Below are 21,808 nucleotides of genomic sequence, written 5' to 3' on the forward strand. Positions count from 1 at the left end.
ATTTTGAAGAATAAACAGTAGGATAGAAAGGTCTTGCTTGAAGTGACAAAAGGAGTTATACTAATCAAACATAACGGAATGAACGTTCATTCCTGTATAAAGGAGGGATAGCCACATGGCTAAAAGCAGCAAAAAAGATGATATTTTTGCAGCTGCTTTAACGCTTTTTGCACAGCGGGGATTCGATGCAACAACCATGCCGATGATTGCCGATTCGGCTCAGGTGGGAGCAGGAACTATTTACCGTTATTTTACGAACAAGGAAGTATTGTTGAATGAACTTTTTCAGAAAAGTATCAGGGAGTTTCTTGATGCCTTAAAACAGGGATTTCCGAATGAGCCGATACCTGTACGTGACCAGTTTCATCATATTTTTCGTGGATTGTTCAAGTTCGCAGAGTCCGACCCGGATCGCCTAAAGTTTATTAATTCTACGGGTAATGCATTGCATTTTCACGATGAAAGCAAGGAAAGTGTCAATGAATTTATGGGGTTTCTGAATGAATGCATACATAAGGGGCAGCAGCAAGGAGCCATTCTTATACTGCCTACAGAAGCTTTAATGAATATAGTTTACGGTGCTTTCATACATTTGTTTGAACACTTTAACAAAGGTCTCCTGGAAGCGACGCCGGAGCTAATGAACCAGCTTGAGGAGTGCCTGTGGAATGCCATTAGAGTCCATTGATTCTATTGGCCTTTTTTTACAACATAAACGGAATGAATATTCATTCCTATACTAGACATAAGGTGTGTGAAGATAAATCATGAATAAACTTAGGAATCCCAGAACGATTTCCCTGATTTTTTGGATACTCATTACTCTCGTTTCTGTAGTGGCGATGCCTGATTTTGGTCAACTGGTAAAAGAAAAAGGACAGATTTCAATTCCTGAAACGGCACAAAGCCAGGTTGCTGCGACTATGTTGAGAGATATGGATAAGGATAGCGGGAATACTTATTCCATCATTGCTGTATTTAATAGTGGAGAAGATACACAAGCATTAACGAACCAGCAAAAGACGGCGATCGAATCCGTTTTATCCAACCTGAAAAATCAGAAAAAGCAACTGAATATTGAGACGATCACAAGCCATCTGGATGGTGAAGAGCAAGCCGATCGGCTTATATCCGAGGACCAAACCACGATCCTGACTCAAATCACCGTCACTAAAGATGAGAATATTCCTCTTTCGGAAGTGATTAGTCTGTTAAAAGAATCTACAGCCATCCCTGATGTGGATACATATCTGACGGGAGCTGACCTGATCGATGATGATTTTGGTAAATCGATTGAAGACGGTGTGCAGAAAACAGAAATTATCGCGATCATTTTCATCCTCGTTATCCTGATTATTATTTTTAGATCGCCGATCATACCTGTTATTTCACTGCTCACGGTAGGTATATCTTACGTTGTTTCATTAGCTATTGTGGGATATCTTGTAGATTGGTTTAACTTTCCGTTCTCGAACTTTACTCAGATATTTATGGTCGTTATCCTCTTTGGTATTGGTACGGATTATAATATCCTGTTATATACCAGATTCAAGGAGGAACTAAGTAGACAAGATGGCGATGTGATTCTTGCGACCAAAACGACATTTAAAACAGCAGGCAGAACCGTATTGTATAGCGGCATCGCTGTATTCATCGGGTTTCTTTCACTTCTGCTTGCCAAGTTTCAGTTATATCAGGCAACCTCTGCGGTGGCGATCGCAGTAGCGGTTCTCATTATCGTCCTCAATACGTTGAACCCGTTCTTCATGGTTGTCATGGGCAAAAAAATGTTCTGGCCATCGAAAAAATTCGAAGGCCATGCGGACAGCCGACTGTGGGGATTTTTATCCCGCCAATCGGTACGAAGACCTTTCCTGGCAATCATTCTGGTTGCGGTGATTAGTGTTCCTTTATTATTCAGTTACAGTAATCGACTAAGTTATAATGACCTGTTTGAAGTCAATAATGACTACAATTCCAAACAGGGGATTAATCTGATTATGGAGCATTATGCACCAGGATTCTCAGCGCCAACAACATTGGTTGTGCAATCCGAGCACGCAATGGACAATCAGACATTGCTGAAGGCACTGGATGATCTGACGGATAAGATGTCCAAGGTGGAAGGTGTCTCTGAGGTTTACAGTGTCACTCGACCAACTGGAGTCCAAATTAAAGAGTTGTATATTAACGATCAAGCAGAGGAGCTTAATCAGGGGATTGGTAAAGCAAACGATGGTGTAGGCGAAATTAAGGAAGGTTTGTCCTCTGCAGCTGGACAGCTTCAATCTTCAAATGATTTAAGTAACGTACAACTGTTGATTGATGGGACAAGTCGGTTGCAAGTTGGAGTAAATGCATTGGGAGACGCCATGAATCAGGTATCTGATGGGCTGAATAATGGGGAAGAAGGGGCAGAGACGTTGAAAAACGGACTTACTACCCTTAAAGAAAAGGTTGGAGTCCTGTCTAAAGGTGCCAGTGATCTGCAAAAAGGGTATACGCAACTTGAGCAGGGACTTGGTTCCTTCAGTGGTACTTTCACAAGCATCAAGACAGCTATTAAGGGAGCGCTTGATGCCTATGCTCAGATTGAAAGCAGCATGACCCGTCTAATTGCGAATCATCCTGAGTTACAACAAGAAGAAGATGCTGTACAAGTGATTAGTATTTCTCAAGCGGCTCAAACTGAACTGAACGCGTTATACACACAGTTGGACCGGTTGATGCAGCAGTACAATGGGGCTATGGATTCTTTCAAGGAAGCCAACGAGTCAATGGCTCAAATTAGTGGCGGTCTGACTCAGGTTGCTGTAGGTGTCGGTCAGCTTGAATACGGTGCTGGCGAGCTATCCAAAGGTTTGGCGACTGGAGCCAATGGAACCCAGCAGATAGCGGGTAAAACATTGGAAGTGAAGGATGGGCTGGGTCAGATTAATGAAGGACAGAGTCAATTGTTAAGCGGTCTGAACGATTTGCAGGACAAAATGGGTGAGTTGAAATCCGGATTGACCGAAAGTACAAAAGGACTCTCAGATGTGTCGAAGGGTCTTGGTGATGCCGAAGATTATTTGGGCCATCTTGGCCAGTCTGATGCTGCGAAAAGCTTCTACATTCCAGAAGAGGTATTAAAAGGAGAAGAGTTTCTAAGTTCGCTCGACATGTATATGTCTTCGGATCGGAAGACAGCGGAAATCTCCATTATTTTGACCGATAATCCATATTCGAAAGAAGCGATGGATGTTGTTCAAAATCTTAACAAGCAGTTGGAAACGGCTTTGGTTGGCACGGATTTGAGTGAGGCGAAAGTGGCACTGGGCGGCATACCGTCACAGAACCTGGATATGAAAGAATTATCCGGAGGTGATCTGAATCGGACGTCCATGATCATGCTGATTGGAATTGGATTGATACTTTTGTTCATTATTCGTTCGTTTTGGCAGACTGTAATCATTATAGGTGCGTTATTCCTGACGTATTATGTGGCCCTTGGTCTGAATGAATTGCTGATGGTTGGCCCGCTTGGCGTTGACTATCTGAGCTGGAACGTTCCTTTCTTCAGTCTGATCATGATTGTTACACTTGGTGTGGACTACAGTATCTTCCTCATGATGAAATATCGTGAGATTGAAGGAGATCCAATTCATAAAATTACGGAAGCTTCCCGTAATATAGGAGGGGTCGTGATCTCGGCGGCAGTGATCTTGGGAGGTACTTTCGCCGCACTAATTCCTTCCGGTGTTGTTACGCTGATTGAAGTAGCTATTTCTGTCATCATCGGATTGGTTCTGCTAAGTTTTGTCATGCTTCCAATCTTGCTTCCGGCTCTAATCAGTCTATTACACAAGTTAAAAAACTGGGGTTCGGGGTCCGATCCCATAAACAAATAAATAAATCATCTTTATATCAAGCGATTCCTGACAAACATGACGTCAGGGGTCGTTTTTTATTTTTTTGATCCTATGAATTGTAACTAAGTTATCATAACAATGCTGGAAATAATCTAGCGTGAAACAATGACGGATTCATATAGTTTTCTCAAACAAGAATAAGTATACTTACATAGAGTCTTTGTTTGTATTAAATGGAGCTGAGTGCAAGAAAAGCAGTTTCTATTTTAATATACTGAGAATCAGTTGAGGATCAGCATTCATTTGCAACAATAAATAGATTGTGAAAGGGGATAACTACGATGACATCAACAAATATTATGGAACGTCTGAAGAGCGAGACAGCTCATTATCACAGACAAGTAGAACAGAACCCTTATGCAAAAGCCATTATGAATCAAACTGTGACTATAGAAGAATATAGAACATATTTAGAGAAGTTTTATGGATTCCTGAAACCGCTGGAGGATCAGGCTGTACAACAGCCTTTCTGGGAAAGTACGGGACTGGATATTGAGATTAGAGGCAAGGCTGGACTGTTGGAAAAAGATTTACGAAATCTGGGTGCCAGTGAAGAAGAGATCACTCAACTTCCACTCTGTGAAGAACTGCCGGATATTCAACACCTGCCCGTTTGTTCGGATACCTGTATGTAATTGAGGGGTCCACGAACGGTGGACAGATTATGACCAAACGTTTGTCGCAGTTCCTGCCCATTGAAGCTGATCGTGGATTGGAATATTTCAATGCCTACGGCTCAGAGACAAGAACAAGATGGAGCGAGTTTACGGGTTTGCTGCAGCAGTCCATCAGCACTCCAGAAGATCATGACAACATGGTACACAGTGCATCAGAGACATTCCGACTGTTAGATCAATGGATTAATACGTAGGGCGGACTTTTTTCATATTTTAAAAGGTATCTATATAAGTTGAACTAATACATTTACACCTAACGGAGAGGACAGAAAAAAGTTAAATAGACATGATGAAAAGAGGGCAGAAATGCCTTCTTTTTTGTGTCCAGGAATGTCTAAATTTCGTCACCGCAGACACAGCACAAGTGATATAATGATCCCTATGGATACACTTGTTCGTATTCTGTCTTGGAGGAGGGTGAGATAACGTTCTATGAAAGACAACTCAAGACAATTGGAATTTATGGAGATAGATCTGAGTGAAGAACCTGAAACAGCAGCGGTTCCGGTTCCTGATCGTTCAACCATTGTGCAGTCTGCACATGATACGATGCAGCATCGTGGAGGCATATTGTCCTCAGAGAAACGTTTTGTAGAGGAAGCAAAGCAGTGGGCAGAGATGGAGGGGGATGTATCCCCGTGGGTTCCCTTTATGAGTTACTGGCCAACGTATGGCGTGATGAATGAAGCCCAGCGCAAGTGGTATATGTTTTGGAGGAAGGAAGTACGTCAGGGGAGATACCCGGATACCGATCTGTCCTATCTATTTGTTCATATCTACGAGTTAATTAACGGCATTGGCTGGCAGAATCCTCAGGATGGTTATGATCAATTGAAGCAGCTATGGGTGAACTACCGTGAACGGCTGCCTCAATTAAATATATATATGCAAGAATGGATGGTCGATTATGTGCTGGTCCATCAGATGGAGATGTCCTTATCCGAGGTCATGGGCCTTTCAGGTGGATACCTGCCAGCAGAGATGCTGGATAGGGAGCTGCAACGTATTTTACAGGATAATGTATCGGATATATCGCTGAATATGCTGCATAGATATTATGATTACGATATTACACTCAGTAAATTCTACAGAGATGGCGGCAAAGAAGTGATGGAGCAGTACATCCCGCGGGTCATGGCCCTGGTTGATTCGTACCTGGAACGTACGCGACAAGTTGGACTGTTGCCCGAGTGTGATCCCAACGGTGAACGCAGGATGGAGCGCATTCTGTTTCGCAAAGCAGTCTATGATGATTCGATCTATGGAAGATCGGTAGCGTTCAGATATATGCCCATAGGTGAACAGGCTGAATTTGTGCAGATGGTTACGCGGATCTATCGATGTACTGAAAATAAACTTCGTGAACTGCTCGGATTCAGAGGCCGATTACGAGGACAGACTCTTGAACCCGAACTTGCGAATCTGATTGAGCGTTACCTGGACAAATCATATGCGATCGAACAGGCGGAGTCTGTGGAACAACCGATGATTCGTATTGACACAGAGAAATTGGCATCGTTACAGCAGGAAAGTGAGTACGTGCGATTGGCGCTTACAATTGAGGATGATCACCCTTCTGAAGTGAAGGATGAAGAGGATAACAACGCAAATGTTGCAAGTAATCCAGTAGATGCGCTAGAAGCCAGGAATGAGATCACTCCAACTGAAGGTTCCATGGAGTCGGAGCCATCTGCAGTAGAGATTACAACAGGAGCGCAAGTAGAATCGATTAGGTTGCAGTGGGACGAGTCTGCTGAGGCTGATCTGGATGAAGAATGGCTGCTTTTTGCCAAGGAACTCTCCCCTCAGCAGGTGCAAACAATTCATGTTCTACTTGGCGCAAGTCCAGATACGGAGCTGATGCGTCTGGCTGAGCAATATGGAACGATGCCTACGCTTCTGTTGGATGAAATTAATGATGTGGCTATGGAAACGATCGGTGATCTTCTGATTGATGCTGATCGGATTGTTCCTGATTATATAGATGTGTTCGAACATGTGAAGAGGTGATACGCAGTGACAGAACTTAAAATACCAAAGCGGCTGACCACCGCACTTGTAAATTCATTGACAGCGGGTGTTGTCCCACGAATTGGGCTGGAGCAGATTGCTGTCGGTCGGAAACCGGAAGTGGAAGCCATTTTGCGGGATATGGACAATATCGCTGAGGGCGGCGCAGCTTTTAAACTCATTACGGGTCGTTACGGCAGCGGTAAAAGCTTTCTTTTGCAAATGATTCGTAACTATGCGATGGATCGTGATTTCGTTGTGGCGGATGCGGATCTGTCACCTGAGCGACGACTGGTGGGAACCAAAGGCCAGGGGCTTGCGACATATCGCGAACTGATGACTCGTCTGTCTACACGCACACGCCCGGATGGGGGAGCGTTGGAGCCGATTTTGCAAAAATGGATCGCAGGGCTGCAACAGTCCACGATGCAGAGTCAGAACCTGCGCCCGGATGATCCCGCTCTGCCGCTGGAAGTAGAGAAGCAGATCTATGCGGTGACGGGGGAGATGCAGAACCTGGTTCACGGCTTTGATTTTGCCAAGGTACTAGCTTCCTACTGGAACGGGTACAAACTGGCTGATGATGATCGCAAACAGGCGGCGCTTCGCTGGCTTCGAGGAGAATTTGCAACCAAAACGGAAGCGAAAAAAGAACTCGCTGTTGGGGTCATTATTGACGATGATAACTGGTATGACTACTTCAAATTGTGGTCTGAATTCACAGCGCGCATTGGTTACAAAGGATTGCTGTTGTTCATTGATGAAGCGGTGAATCTGTACAAAATTACAAACAGTGTCTCCCGTCAAAGCAACTATGAGAAATTGCTGACCATGTTCAATGATACGATGCAGGGTAAGGCAGAGCACCTGGGCATATTTGTAGGTGGTACGCCGCAATTTGTGGAGGATGAACGGCGCGGATTATACAGCTATGAAGCGCTTCGCTCCAGGCTTATTGATGGTCGTTATGCAGCCAAAGCGTATGCGAATTACACAGGTCCGATCCTGAAGCTGGCGATGTTATCGCATGAAGAGATTCTGATTTTACTTCAGAAGCTGCGGCAGATTCATGCCCTGCATTTTGGATACAGCGCAAGTCTGACGGATGAACAATTGGTTGATTTTATGCAAACGGCGGTGAACCGGCTGGGTGCGGATGAATTGCTGACCACGCGTGAAGTGGTACGAGACTTTATGGATGTTCTGCATACGTTACACCAGAATCCTGAAGTGACTTATACTCAATTACTTGGCGAGCGGGTTGCCAAACCTCAGGAAACGGGTAAAGGGGCAGATGCTTCCGCGAATACAGATGATCTGGACGACTTTCTGGCGGAGTTTGAATTATGAGTGATAATCCGTTCTATCGGCTGGCTCCGTTTGTTCAGGAATTTATATATAAAAAAAGATGGGAATCGCTTCGTCCTGCTCAGATTGAGGCCTGCAATATCTGTTTTCATACCCCGCATCATATGCTGATTGCGGCGGGAACGGCCTCCGGCAAAACGGAGGCGGCTTTTTTTCCTGCATTGACCGAGCTGTATGAACGGCCTTCCAAGTCGGTTGGTATTTTGTACATTGGACCTCTGAAAGCCCTGATTAATGATCAATTCGAACGTCTTAAGGATCTGTTATCCGAAGGAAATATTCCGGTTTGGCATTGGCACGGGGACGTACCTCAGGCGGAGAAAACAAAACTGATGAAAAATCCGTCCGGTGTGCTCCAGATAACGCCAGAATCGCTGGAAGGTCTGCTCATGAATCGACCGAATGCAATCCCGGCGCTGTTTCATGACTTGCGATATGTCATCATCGATGAGGTGCATGCTTTCATGGGAGCGGATCGGGGCATTCAAGTACTCAGCGAACTTGCCAGAATCGAGCGTATGGCTGGCTGTGCACCGCGAAGAGTGGGCTTGTCCGCCACACTTAGTGACTATGATGCGGCTACATCTTGGCTTGCTGCGGGAACGCAGCAGGGAGTGGATGTGGTCTCTTCCCCGGGCGGTCGCAAGCTGCGACTGCGGGTGGAACATTTCTCTTTTCCAGATGCACAGGACGAGGAGCAGGCGGAGCAGCTTCATAACGCACGCAAAGCGTACTACGACTTCATCTATGAGAGCACACATCGTAAAAAAGCGCTGATCTTCACCAACAGCCGAACGGATGCAGAAGTCACCATTCTTGAGATGCGGCGAGTCGCGGCTCGCAGGCAAGAGCGTGATGTGTTCCATGTGCATCATGGAAGTATCTCGGCTATGCTGAGGGAAGAGACGGAAGCTGCCCTACGCACTGGATCGGGGCCTGCGGTTGCTGCGGCAACGGTCACGCTTGAACTGGGCATCGATCTGGGCGAACTGGAACGTGTGGTTCAGCTCGGTGCACCGTATAGTGCGTCTAGCTTTGTACAGCGTCTGGGACGTTCAGGGAGACGAGAGGACATGGCATCAGAGATGCTTTTTGTATGTCCGGAGGAAGAGGATGAGGAAGCGCAATTGCCAGCACGTATGCCGTGGACGTTGATGCGTGCGATTGCTGTTATCGAACTATATGTAAAAACCAAATGGGTCGAGCCGCTTGAAGCCCGCAAAATGCCCATAGGTGTGCTCTATCATCAGACGATGAGCATGTTGAAAAGTATGGGGGAGGCGGAGCCGAGAGATCTTGCAGAAGCTATCCTTTCGCTGGCTCCATTTGCGTTGATTAAACCTGATCAATATCAGGTATTCCTGAATTACCTCATCGATACAGATCATCTGCAATGGACAGAGGATCGAACATTGATCATCGGTCTGACAGGTGAGAAAATTGTGAATAATTATCGCTTCTACGCCGTGTTTAAAGACGATGAGGAACATAAAGTACTAAACGGCTCGGAAGAGATTGGTTCGATTACAACAGTGCCCCCACCTGGCTATTGCTTCTCGCTCGCAGGCAAACTGTGGAAAGTGGAAGAGGTCGATCACAAGCACAAGGCTGTGTATGTGAAGTCTGCAAAAGGTAAGGTAGATACATTATGGCTTGGCGCGGGAGGAGATATTCATACGTCGGTAGTACAGAAAATGCGTGAAGTGTTGTCCGACTCGACCATCTATCCCTATCTGTCACCACAAGCCGTCAATCGACTTGAACGGGCGCGCCGCCTAGCTCGTGAAAGCGGACTGTTGAAGCAGGTCGTGATTCCGGCAGGGGGAGATTCGATGTACGTTCTTCCTTGGGTGGGAAGTAAATCATTCCGTACATTGGAGCGGCTGATGAAGCATAATCTGTCCAAGAAACTTGCCTTGCGTTCGGTTGTGCCCATGGAGCCATATTATTTTGTAGTATCCGGCAAGGTCGACGAACGAACATTGTTAGCCGAGATCATGAGTGAGTGTCGGACGGCTGAAGACGCATCTGCGTTACTGGCTGAAGATGAAGCACCTTATCTGGGCAAGTATGATGAATTTGTCGCGCCGCCTTTGATCCGTGAGGCTTTTGCTGTGGATGGGCTAGATGTAGATGGATTGAAGGCAGGTTTACAACAAACATTGGAGTGGGACTCCTCAAGCTTCAATCAGACATGACGTTTTTACGTAATTAGAATACTCGAAGAATGGTCAGAGATCGAAGCGACTCTGTGTAATAATTTAGTTCAACTTTTTATACGGAATAGGGTTGACACCATCTCACCTCCCATGTAATATATGAAAAGTCGTCACACACGAATTACATCAAATTGCATATATCATTTCGTATAACCTCGCAGGCCGAAAGTGTACACAGGGCGAGGGTCTCTACGGGAAGCCTATACTTCCTAACTACGATGCCAAGGAACCAATGTATTCCTTGCTCGTAGTTAGGATTTTTTGCATTTAGATGGTGTCTGTGACCTTGGCATGAACCAACATGCAGGCGTATTTTTCTTATCATCAGGAGGTTTATTCACAATGAAATATTATCTGTCCGTTCTCGCGGGAGCGATGAGCTATGGCATATTATCCACGATTGTGGTTCTGGCGTACGGCGAAGGATACAAACTTGGAGAGGTTGTGGGAGCACAGCTGATCACGGGTTTTCTTCTATCCTGGATGCTCGCGCTATACACAAAATTTAGAACAAAACGTAAGTCACAGGCAAATGGCAAAGCATCAGGAGCCGTGGCACAGGTATTCAAGCGGTTGACGTGGAAACAACGTCTGATATTGATGGCTGCTGGAACACCAACGGTAATTACAGGTCTCGTGTATTATCAGTCTTTGCGTTACATTCCGGCTTCACTTGCCATTATCCTGTTGTTCCAGTTCACTTGGATTAGCGTATTGATTCAGGCGATTAGCAAACGTCAACGTCCAGACAAAGTCACGTTCCTGACGTTGATCATTCTGTTTGGTGGAACCTTGCTGGCAGCGGGTTTCCTGGAACAAGGATTGGGTGAGTTCAACGGTCTGGGTATTGCTCTTGGACTAATGGCAGCCGTAAGTTATTCCCTGTTTGTCTTGTTCAGCGGTAAAGCGGTTCCTTCAGCGCATCCAGCCTTCCGTAGTGCGTGGATGGTTACAGGCGGATTGATCCTACTGTGCATTTTGTTCCCGCCGACATTCCTCTTTAACGGATTGATCTGGAGCCAGTTGCTTGTATTTGGATTGCTGCTCGGATTCTTCGGGGCATTCATTCCACCAGTATTGTTCGCTATCGGCGTTCCGCATATTGGTGGTGACATGGCCGGAATCCTGGGTGCAGTTGAGCTTCCAATTGCAGTATTGTTATCCTCAATCGTGCTCCATGAGCATGTCAGCGGATTGCAATGGTTCGGAGTTATTATTGTGCTCATTGGTGTAGCCCTGCCAGAGTTGTATAAATTACGCATGAGACGAAGTCGGAATACACCGATCTATTCCTGAGTTATACAAAAAGGGATATTGGGAAGCCTTAACGGGAATAACCGTAGTAAAGCCTGAGAAATCAGGCTTTTTTTTATTGAAGGAATACGGCTCAACCGCAATAGCCCAGAGGGGTCATTTTCATTGTCATGCGAATCAGGTATGCTTAAAGAATACATCCGTCTGTTGATTGAATATTGATGGGACATCGAATGAGGAGTGTTTATATGAAAAGCTGGTTTGGAAAAACATGGCCTTGGTTAACGCTGGGCCTGACCGTTGTTGTACTGCTTGGATCATTTTTGGTTTATTTTATGGGCAAAGACGTATCCCCGGGATCAGGAAGTGCTGTAACTGCACAAGCCGAGACAGCGGAGGATTTGAAGGGATATGAAGTCATTGATGTGGACGTAAGCAACGATGGTTTTGGACCAGACGTTATCGAGGTGAAAGCTGGCGTACCGACCAAAATCAACTTTATTCTGACCCGGTCGGTGACACATGTGAAATCAGTGGGATCACAAAAGCTTGGCATGGATCTATACATGCAAAAGGGACCCAATTATTATACGGTCGACAAAGATCTGCCCAAGGGAGAATATGAGATCCATTGCGGCATGTACATGATATATGCAACGATTAAGGTCGTATAAACAGAAGGAGCAAGGTTTCGGGTCGCCGAGCTTTGCTCCTTTTTTTGGTGCGTGATATCATGAGAAAGTGGGTAAAATCGATCAGGAGGTGGCGAAAATGAAAGCGCTATTTATTGGAGGGACAGGCACCATCAGTACGGCCATTACGGAGATGCTTGCACGGCAAGGCTGTGAACTGTATCTGATTAATCGAGGCAATCATAACCATGACTTACCTAAGGAAGTCAACGTACTTCAAGCGGATATTAATGACGAGCCACGTGTAGCGGAACTGATAGCTGATCTGGAATTTGATGTTGTGGCAGATTTTATCGCTTTTGTACCGTCTCAACTGGAGAGAGATTACCGTTTGTTCAAGGATAAAACAAAGCAATTTATATTTATAAGTTCAGCATCAGCGTATCAGACTCCTCTGGCTGATTACCGGATCACGGAAGGTACGCCTTTATCAAATCCATACTGGGAGTATTCTCGCAACAAGATTGCCTGTGAAGACTATCTGATGAAACAATATCGCGAGCATGGATTCCCTGTGACCATCGTGCGTCCGAGCCATACGTATGGCGACAAATCGGTACCTCTCGGTGTTCATGGTGCTCAAGGCAGCTGGCAGGTTCTCAAGCGTATCCATGAAGGCAAACCCGTTATCATCCACGGAGATGGCACCTCACTGTGGACCATCACGCACAATACTGATTTTGCCAAAGGGTTTATCGGGCTTATGGGAAATATCCATGCCATTGGTGAATCGGTACATATCACCTCGGATGAATCCGTTACCTGGAATCAAATTCATGAGATTATAGCTGGCGTGTTGGGAGTTAAGCTTCATGCGGTACATGTCCCCTCTGAGTTCTTGGCAGCATGCAGTGATCAGGATCTTCGCGGCGGATTGCTGGGTGACAAAGCCAATACCGTTGTGTTTGATAACAGCAAGCTGAAGCGGCTTGTTCCGGAATTTGTAGCAACGACAAGAGCTGATCAGGGCATTCGACGTACGATTGAGCACATTCTGGAGCATCCTGAGTTACAGACCGAAGATCCGGAATTTGATGTATGGTGTGACAAGGTCGTTGGCGCATTGGACGAAGCGTTATTAAAGATCAGAGATGAGAAATGACAAGTAAGGCGTTCATGATCAAGTGTTTACATTCATGCGCTTAATCGTTATAATCAAGAAAAAATGACACTTGTTAGGGGAGGCACCCCAACTTAGGACATCGTTCCTTTGTTGGGGTGCCTCCTTTTTTTGTGTGCCAAAAAGGAGAGTAGACGTTGAAGAAATCAGGAAAACGTGTGAAAAAACAAGCGGAACAGTTAACCAAAGTGGTACTGGCATTTGCGTTATTATCACCACAAGCCCTTTTGCTTGAATGGGGCGCAACGACGGTAATGGCTGAAACGGTTGAAACAATCGGGATTGTATCCGACACGTCCAGCATGAAGGCTGTACAGTCCTCCAAGGTGAAAGTGGAGATGAACAGTGACGGTAAATACAGAATTGTATTACTACCAAACACAAATGTATTTTACGGTGGTGATACAGGGAATGTATCCACCATTATCGACCATAATGGATCTCCCGTGAACTTCAAAACATTGCCGCTGAATTATTACCGAATTAACAATAATGTGATTGAAATGTCCCGGCAAAAAGATAATGTGGAATATATTTTGCGTGTATCTATCGTTAATGCTACCTCACAAGGTGGGTACATGAAGGTTGAACTGGAAGCTATCAACCGTAGTGGAACGGCACTGAATTTGGGTGGAACATTTTATTGGGATACGATGGTGAATGGCAATGATGCATCTCCATTTGAAGTCATCGAAAATGGATGGCGCAATTACAGCGGCGGCGTTCAGGTCACGGCTTTTTATGCGAATACGTACAATGTTGTGAATGCAGATCGCATATACATGGGACAGTACAGCGGTCCGGACAATGCGCAGCTAACAGGGGGCTCTTCACCTTCGTCATTCACTCCAGGCCAGACCGTTACGGCTAGTGATACAGCTGCACAATTCTGGTGGAATGCCAAAGCAACAGCGAATCAGTCTTCACGCAAATTTTCAACGATCGTGGGAATCGGCCCTCAGAACGTTCCGCCTTCATTTACACTAACGGCTCCTTCTTCGGGGCAAACGTATTACAAAGGCGAGCAACTTCAGATCTCTGGTACAACGCGAGATACGGATATAGGCGACCTGTTGACCGTCAAATGGTCCATTGATGGTGGGTCCGAGAACATTCTTACCCAGATGACCGCGACGGGTTCAAATCAGTCTTTCAACACGAATTACACATTGCCTGACACCCTGCCAGATGGCACACACACATTGCAAGTATGGGTCATGGATGACAAAGGTGGGGTGTCCTCAGCAGGAACCGTTAACTTTACAGTAAGAAGTTTTGTTGTGCCCGGAACGCCGACATATACATTGGTTAATTCTAATAACTTGACGGTAAATTGGGAAAAGAAGGCGAATGATGCATCCGTTACGTATGAACTGAAGAATATGACGACGAATCAGATCGTGGATACAGGTATATCAAACAGTCGGCAGGTGACTGGGCTCACTCCGAATACCAGTTATTCTTTTGCTGTACGTGCCAAAAATTCAAGTGGTTCCTTCACGGGGTATTCCAGTCCGTCCACCAAATATACATTGGCCAATCCACCCGCTGCTGCGGCTGTGACACAATCAGGCAACTCTGTTACAGCGAGCTGGAATAATAATAGTAACCCTACGGGCACCCATTATAAAACGGAAATACGCAGTCCAGGTGGGCAAGTCCTCGCAACGGGAACAACAACTTTCACACGTACAGCGTTTGCCCTGACCGGACTCGCGGACGGAAAATATGAAGTATTTGTGGCGGCACTGAATGGAGAAGGGATACAGACCCCGTTTATATCCGCTGGAGAGATGATTAAAGATACAACGGGTCCAACTGCTCCGTCTGTTACAGTCACTCCATCCTCATGGACCAAGGAAGATGTTCTCGTTACGGTTGAAGAGGGAAAAGATGCCTTGAGCGGAACTCAAAAGACTGAAGTTAAAGTCGGTCCGGCAGGAGAATGGCGTGAATACAGTGCTCCGTTTACCGTAAGCAGCGAAGGCAACACAACTGTTATGGCACGCAGTATTGATGCGTTTGGTAATACAGGACAGGAAACGGCTGTGACAGCCAGGGTAGATCGAACGGCACCAACGCCACCTGTTATCTCGTTGAATCCGCCCGAATGGACAAAAGCGGCAGTAATTGTGACATTAACGGAGGGTATGGACGAAGCAAGTGGCATTGGTCTGACACAGTATAAGCTGGGAAGCGAGGGAGAATGGATCGACTACAGCACCCCTTTTACACTCAGTAAAGAAGGAATAACGGAGATTTATGCACGAAGTGTAGATCGGGCGTCCAATGTCAGTGCTTCCACTTCGGCAACAGCCAGAATCGACAAGACTGGGCCTAAGCAACCAACGATTACGCTAAGTGAAGAGAATTGGACGAATCAGGATGTAACTTTTGCAATAAACAGTGGTGAAGATACGGGCAGTGGGCTTGCCAAGAGTCAATATCGACTTAACAAAGAAGGTCCCTGGATCGATTACACGGGCGAAGTGACGGTTACCGATGAGGGAGAAACGATCGTATATGCACGCTCAATTGACCGTGTAGGCAATATAAGCACGTCCGCTCAGGCTACAGTTCGAATTGACACGACAGCTCCGACCGAGCCGGTGATTAGTTTAAGTCCTTCTGGATGGAGTAAAGAACATGTGCAATTCACTATCGCTGGAAGTGTGGATGAAAAAGCGATTTTCTATGAATACAGCATGAATGATGCCCCGTATATGACAGGAAATAGCGGTACAGTTAGTACAAACGGCGCTACCACCATTCGAGCCCGAGCAAGAGATACCGTTGGCAATGTGAGCAAGGAAGTGAGTCGAATCGCCTATGTGGATCAGATGGCTCCAACGATTACATTTGCACCGAACGGGCATGGCTGGACGGACATGGACATATCCACTACCATTCAGTATGCCGACGCCCACTCAGGCATTCAAGAACTGGAACGATTCTATCAAGTTACGAACAGTGCAGAATCACCGGAGCATTGGCTTGAAGCTCGCTCTGACGAGCATAAAATATCCATCGAATCGGAAGGCATATGGTACATCCATGCGAAAACCATGGACAGAGCAGGGAATACATATGAGACAACATCATCACCTTACCATATTCAACGCAAGCCCGAGCAACCGAGTCATGTGAGAATGACACAGATCGCTGAGACATCAGCTGAACTTACAGTGGATTTGCCAACAGGGGAAAGGTATACCAATGGATATCAGTATGAGATAACGAATAAAACGACAGGACAGTCATGGACACTGGACTACCCTAACCACAGTATAATCGATCACTCTCTAAGCGGTGGTCAGGTCTATGAATATGAAGTTAGAGTGAGGAACCATACCGGTGTAAGTGATGCAGTAAGCGCTCAAGTATTAACTACCCCGGCAGCTCCCAGAACGTTGCACGTTCGAAAAGTAGATTCCCAGCCGCATTTGGCCGAAATTCAATTTGATTCAGTACAGGGAGCAGATGCTTACCGCATCATTGCTGCAACTGCGGACGGTGTCACCGTGTTTGACCAGACGGTATCTGATCCGAGTAGCCTTCCCTATGTCAGCAACCTCGTTCCAGGTACCATTCATAACATTTCGGTAACGGCAATGAATGAAAGTGGAGCAGGTGGTAGCAGTAGAACCGGATTCCTCACACTGCCGGCAATGCCCGGAGAATTTATGGCCGTTCAAATTCAGGAGCATGATATTTCATTAGAATGGCAGACAGTGACTTCTGCAACGTATTATGGTCTTTCACGTGATGGAACAGCCATATATGAAGGAGAGCAGACGGAGTATCTGGACTCGGGTCTGGATAGCGGAACGGAGTACAGCTATACGTTAATTGCCGGAAATGAGACAGGACCAGGGCCGTTGGCAGGATTACCTTTGCTCAAGACTTTACCTGGGCAAGTGTCCGGCTTACAGGTATCCGATGCTTCCACAGCGAGCCTTCGTCTGAATTGGGAAGCAGTACGAGGAGCCGATCGTTATGAGTTATGGTTGAATGGAGAGAAGTCGGGAACGGTTTCTGCTGGAACCCAAGAATGGGTCTTTGCGGGACTGAGTTCAGGAACATCTTATCAACTGGATGTACAAGCAGTGAACGGAAGTGGACAGGGGATACGCAGTTCGGTATCAGGAACAACACTACCGGAGAGCCCGTCGGGACTTCACGTTGTTCAAGTAACTGAACAGGGAGCAATCTTGAGCTGGGTGCCTGTAGCTGGGGCAACGAAATATCGGGTGGTCATCGATGGACAGAGCCATGAGATATCAGATACACAACTCGCGGTTCGCCATCTGTCAAACAGTCGTGAGTATACCTATGAAGTACAGGCGGGCAATGCTGCCGGGTACGGTGCATCCACTAGTAGTACAATTCTTACGCTACCTAGCAGGCCGGAAGGACTAAATGTCACATCGACTGATGAGACAAGTATGGGACTTGCATGGCAAGCTGTAGATACGGCGAATCTCTATATTGTGAAAATCAATGGAACAGAAGTGGGCAGAACATCAGAACAGGCCTACAAGGTTGAGGGATTATTGCCAGGTACAGAGTACGCTTTGCAAGTTCAGGCTACGAATGCTTCTGGTCCAGGTGAGACAGCGCAGCTCATCCGATTGTCCAAACCTGTTTCTCCTGCCGAAGTACTTGTTGATCCAGGAGTACATCATGCAAAAGTTTCCTGGTCTATCGTGGAAGGTGCCGCTGAATATGTGATTGAGCAGAATGGTAAGGAGATCTATAGAGGAATGGAGAATGAAGCAACGATTACAGGGCTCCAGGATGGAACGTGGCATCGCTATCAACTATGGGCGGTCAACAGACAGGGAACTCGTTCTGAAGCGACGGATGTATCTCTGCTGACTTTGCCTCAGAAACCCGATAAGGTTCCAGTATATGATGTGGCAAAAAACAGCCTGGGTCTGGATTTCAGTAACACTGGTGTCCAAGGGGCAGATCATTATGTCATTGAACGGGATGGAAGAGAGATCGCTCAGATGAATTCAAGTGAAACCCATTTCGTAGACAAGGATCTGTTGCCAGGAACGAAATACACTTATGTGATTCGGGCAGTCAATACGAGTGGAACGAGTGCGCCGCTTACTTTCAGTGTAATGACTCAAACGTTGCCATTGGTTGCAGAAAGTATAACAGTGAAAGCCGGAACACATGTGGTGGATCTGGCTTGGGATGTTGTTCAGGGAGCGGCTGCATATGAGATTCGTAATCAGGTAACGGGAGATGTACAGAGCGTGTCTGAACCGTCTGTACATCTCAATAGCATGCTGGATGGCACAGCGTATGAATTCGAACTTGTTGCGATTAATGAAGATGGTCATCGGTCAGAGCCTATTCAGATTCAGGTTTTAACGAAACCCATATCACCTCAGACGGCAGGCATAACACACATCACAGATCAGACTGCGGTATTGGACCTGACTGGAAGCTCAACACGGGGAGCAGAGCAATTCATTATTATGCGGGATGGTGTTGAAGTCGCTAAGGTTCCAGCAGATCAAGCTTCATTTGAAGATGATGGACTGACACCAGGAGAGCATTACACGTATACCATCAAAACATCCAATGCAACGGGAGAGAGTGATTCCGGTTTCGAAGTTCACTTGCGAACGTTGCCTGCGACCATTCATGAACCTTTACATGCAAGCAAGATTGGGGAAAAGGAGGGATGGATCTCTTGGCCAAAGGTACAAGGTGCGGAGGGATATACCATACGTATCGGAGATCAGATGTTCACCACGATTGATGAAGGGGATATCACAGATGTGAGGTTAACTCATCTGGAAAGTGCAACCCGATATGATCAGGTGCAGGTTATTCCTTATAATACGGCTGGTTCAGGAAGCCCAATGACCGTGATTCCTTTTTACACCTTACCTCATGTTGATTCACTGGAAATGAAGATATATCCGGAGACAGATCACGCCAAACTGGAATGGGACTTCCCTTATGGGAACGAAACTTTCGTTATATTACTGGATGGTACAGAAGTATACCGAGGCAAAACAAAAGAGTTTATTGTTGATCAACTGGATGCAGGCAAACAGTATACGATTGAAATCTACACAGAGAATGATCAGGGAGATGCATCGGAGAAGCTGGCGTATTTTGTCCTGACCAAGCCTGCAGCTCCGGTCAAAGTGGAGTATCATTCGTCGAAGGACCACATTCGTCTTATATTGGAACAGAGCCGGGTCGAAGGTGCCGAGCAGTTTATCATTGAACGTGATGGTGTGGAGGTTGCTCGTATTCCTGCAGACGAACTGTTCTATGACGACAAGGAACTCGAACCGGGCGTGAACTATATCTATACAGTGAAGACCATGAATGCCTCGGGCAGTAGTAATGGGGGTTATTACCTTCATGCAATGACTTTGCCCGGTAGTGCTGCTTCATCACCTGTAGTAGAGGGACGTTCAATGAATGGTGCAGACATCGTATGGGAACTGATTCCTGGTGCTGCGGGTTATCGAGTTTATCGAAATGAAGAGCTTATCGGAACGACAACGGAGACATCTATACATGTGTCTGATTTGAACAGTGCAGAGCGTTATACTGACTTTGCAATCATTCCATTTAATGAGGCAGGGGAGGGTGAGGCGCTCCAGGTTCCGGAATTCGAGACGTTGCCTTCCGAGGAACTGACAGTAGCAGCCATAGCGCAAGGTACGAATACTATTAAGCTAACTTGGGAACTGGATTCAATGAATGAGGTGATTGTGATCACCCATAAAGATCGTGAGATCTATCGTGGCACGCAGCGCAGTCATGTATGGACAGGACTGAATGCCGAGCAGCATTATGAGGTGGAAGTATGGACGGAGAATTCAGCAGGTGAAAAAAGTGAAAGAAAACGGGCCGCAGCCATGACTTTTCCGTATCCACCATCCGCCTGGAGCGGTGGCGGTGCAACCCCGAGTCCAAATGTTACATCGGAACAAGCCGATGAGGTGAGCTCACAACCAGAACCGTCTGAGCAACCTGATGTACCTGCGAAAAAAAATATCAAATTTATTGATATCAGCCAAACATTCAATAAAGACCAGATCACCTGGCTGGCGGAACAAAATATCATTCAAGGTGTTAGTGAAACTCGCTTCGAACCACGCCGCCCGATCACACGTGCAGAGTTTACCGCATTAATCGTGCGTTTGATGGGTGTGGACACAATGGTCAATCAACAGCATGGATTCCAGGATGTGAACGATGAGGATTGGTTCGCTCCTGAGATTAAGGCAGCCGTTCATCATGAGATGGTTCAAGGGATGGGGAACGGCAAATTCGCTCCGTATGCACTGGTAACACGTGAACAGGCATCCAAGATTATAGCAAATGTTGTTCGTAAAATCAGACCGGAACCGCTGACTTCCCCAAGAGCGTTTACCGACCAGACTGATGTATCATATTGGGCCAAAGAAGAAGTGCAGGAACTTGCAGGTTTGTACATGATTACCGGATATGAAGATGGCAGCTTCCGTCCCATGCAGCATTTGAGCAGATCCGAAGCTGCAGCGCTGATCTTCCGCTTAAATAAGCTGATTCAAGTCATGGATGAGAACCGTACAGATCAAGTGAAGAAAGCGTCAGCGTTCGATCGTCATATCTAAATTGAATTGATTCTTACATGTGAGAATGCAAGCATCGCTAGTAACGACATTACCGCTTGATTGGTTTTTAATGCTATAATGGTTGCCAATATGATAAAAAAAGGGTAATGAACAATGGTGATGAATAATGAATAATAAATTTATCCGGATATATGAAGATATTGCAAATCGTATTCGGACCGGAGAGATTGAGGCAGGGACGCTGCTTCAATCGGAACTGGATCTATCGGAAAGTTATCAAACGTCTCGAGAGACTATTCGCAAAGCATTAAAAATGTTGTATGAAGAAGGTTATATTCAGAAGATTCAAGGCAAGGGTTCGATTGTACTGGACATACGCAAGATCGATTTTCCCATCTCAGGTCTGGTTAGCTTCAAGGAATTGGCCAAAAAAATGGGACATCGTGCTCAAACGTATGTGAAGGTTTTCGAGGAGAAACAGGTTGATCAGGCGTTGCACAAAAAAATTAACTTTGGTCTGAATGAACAGGTCTGGGAAATCAGACGTGTGCGCAAAGTGGATGGAGAGCATGTCATACTGGACAAAGATTACATCAGCCAGCGGCTTGTTCCTGGGCTCAGCAAAGAGATCTGTAATGATTCCATCTATGAGTACATTGAACAAGAGTTGGGGCTTTCCATTTCGTTTGCCAAAAAAGAGATTTTGGTCGAAGAACCAACCGCTGAGGACAGGGAACTACTTGACCTTGAAGGGTTCCATAATGTGGTTGTGGTGAGGAGTCAAGTGTACCTGGAGGATGCCAGTCAATTTCAGTATACGGAGTCGAGGCATCGACCGGACAAGTTCAGATTTGTGGATTTTGCACGTCGTAGATAAGTTAATGAAGATCGATCAGAGAGTACCTATCACTGCATTATTCAGTGGATCGGTACTCTCTTTGGTTATGGGGGAATCC

The 21,808-nt window shown here is 46.1% G+C and carries 12 protein-coding genes and 1 riboswitch; all 12 genes read left to right on the forward strand.

Annotated elements, in window-relative coordinates; all coding sequences use genetic code 11:
* Window positions 1–115 precede the first annotated feature (115 nt).
* The 12 genes from BS614_RS17215 (at window position 116) to treR (ending at window position 21,729) form a co-directional block, all read left to right on the forward strand.
* Window positions 116–688: a TetR/AcrR family transcriptional regulator gene (locus tag BS614_RS17215; protein WP_017688759.1), complete on the forward strand. Its 573-nt coding sequence runs from the start codon at window positions 116–118 to the stop codon at window positions 686–688.
* Between the two features lie 79 nt (window positions 689–767).
* Entirely contained in the window at window positions 768–3,890 is a 3,123-nt protein-coding gene (locus tag BS614_RS17220; RefSeq protein WP_074094857.1) for an MMPL family transporter, read from the forward strand.
* 302 nt (window positions 3,891–4,192) lie between these two features.
* Window positions 4,193–4,546: a biliverdin-producing heme oxygenase gene (locus tag BS614_RS32390; protein WP_280523072.1), complete on the forward strand. Its 354-nt coding sequence runs from the start codon at window positions 4,193–4,195 to the stop codon at window positions 4,544–4,546.
* Window positions 4,525–4,782 carry a biliverdin-producing heme oxygenase gene (locus tag BS614_RS32395; protein WP_280523073.1) on the forward strand — a complete coding sequence of 86 codons (258 nt, stop codon included), beginning with the start codon at window positions 4,525–4,527 and terminating at the stop codon, window positions 4,780–4,782. Before BS614_RS32390 ends, BS614_RS32395 begins: the two co-directional genes overlap by 22 nt.
* A gap of 238 nt (window positions 4,783–5,020) precedes the next feature.
* On the forward strand, window positions 5,021–6,598 hold the full coding sequence (locus BS614_RS17230; protein ID WP_074094858.1) for a TerB N-terminal domain-containing protein: 1,578 nt from the start codon (window positions 5,021–5,023) through the stop codon (window positions 6,596–6,598).
* 6 nt (window positions 6,599–6,604) lie between these two features.
* Window positions 6,605–7,948 carry an ATP-binding protein gene (locus tag BS614_RS17235; protein WP_036670698.1) on the forward strand — a complete coding sequence of 448 codons (1,344 nt, stop codon included), beginning with the start codon at window positions 6,605–6,607 and terminating at the stop codon, window positions 7,946–7,948.
* Window positions 7,945–10,164, forward strand: coding sequence for a DEAD/DEAH box helicase (locus tag BS614_RS17240; RefSeq protein ID WP_074094859.1), 2,220 nt, complete (start codon window positions 7,945–7,947; stop codon window positions 10,162–10,164). Before BS614_RS17235 ends, BS614_RS17240 begins: the two co-directional genes overlap by 4 nt.
* Before the next feature lie 146 nt (window positions 10,165–10,310).
* A riboswitch (purine riboswitch) is annotated at window positions 10,311–10,421 on the forward strand.
* Between the two features lie 106 nt (window positions 10,422–10,527).
* Entirely contained in the window at window positions 10,528–11,481 is a 954-nt protein-coding gene (locus BS614_RS17245) for an EamA family transporter (protein ID WP_017688752.1), read from the forward strand.
* Window positions 11,482–11,687: 206 nt separating this feature from the next.
* A complete protein-coding gene (locus BS614_RS17250) occupies window positions 11,688–12,113 on the forward strand; it encodes a cupredoxin domain-containing protein (RefSeq protein WP_074094860.1) in 426 nt (141 codons plus the stop codon).
* A gap of 97 nt (window positions 12,114–12,210) precedes the next feature.
* Window positions 12,211–13,233, forward strand: a complete 1,023-nt coding sequence (locus BS614_RS17255; protein ID WP_074094861.1) for an SDR family oxidoreductase — start codon at window positions 12,211–12,213, stop codon at window positions 13,231–13,233.
* A 155-nt stretch (window positions 13,234–13,388) separates the two neighbouring features.
* Window positions 13,389–20,891, forward strand: coding sequence for a fibronectin type III domain-containing protein (locus tag BS614_RS17260; RefSeq protein WP_074094862.1), 7,503 nt, complete (start codon window positions 13,389–13,391; stop codon window positions 20,889–20,891).
* 127 nt (window positions 20,892–21,018) lie between these two features.
* The gene (gene treR / locus BS614_RS17265; protein WP_074094863.1) at window positions 21,019–21,729 is read left to right on the forward strand and encodes a trehalose operon repressor; all 711 of its coding nucleotides are present in this window, start codon (window positions 21,019–21,021) and stop codon (window positions 21,727–21,729) included.
* Window positions 21,730–21,808: the final 79 nt, after the last annotated feature.

The organism is Paenibacillus xylanexedens, assembly GCF_001908275.1.
Classification (GTDB): domain Bacteria; phylum Bacillota; class Bacilli; order Paenibacillales; family Paenibacillaceae; genus Paenibacillus; species Paenibacillus xylanexedens_A.

Coding starts and splice junctions, on each gene's coding strand:
- BS614_RS17240 (WP_074094859.1), top strand. CDS start 7,945: ATGAGTGATAATCCGTTCTATCGGCTGGCTCCGTTTGTTCAGGAATTT.
- BS614_RS17215 (WP_017688759.1), top strand. CDS start 116: ATGGCTAAAAGCAGCAAAAAAGATGATATTTTTGCAGCTGCTTTAACG.
- BS614_RS17250 (WP_074094860.1), top strand. CDS start 11,688: ATGAAAAGCTGGTTTGGAAAAACATGGCCTTGGTTAACGCTGGGCCTG.
- BS614_RS17245 (WP_017688752.1), top strand. CDS start 10,528: ATGAAATATTATCTGTCCGTTCTCGCGGGAGCGATGAGCTATGGCATA.
- BS614_RS32390 (WP_280523072.1), top strand. CDS start 4,193: ATGACATCAACAAATATTATGGAACGTCTGAAGAGCGAGACAGCTCAT.
- BS614_RS17220 (WP_074094857.1), top strand. CDS start 768: ATGAATAAACTTAGGAATCCCAGAACGATTTCCCTGATTTTTTGGATA.
- treR (WP_074094863.1), top strand. CDS start 21,019: ATGAATAATAAATTTATCCGGATATATGAAGATATTGCAAATCGTATT.
- BS614_RS17255 (WP_074094861.1), top strand. CDS start 12,211: ATGAAAGCGCTATTTATTGGAGGGACAGGCACCATCAGTACGGCCATT.
- BS614_RS17230 (WP_074094858.1), top strand. CDS start 5,021: ATGAAAGACAACTCAAGACAATTGGAATTTATGGAGATAGATCTGAGT.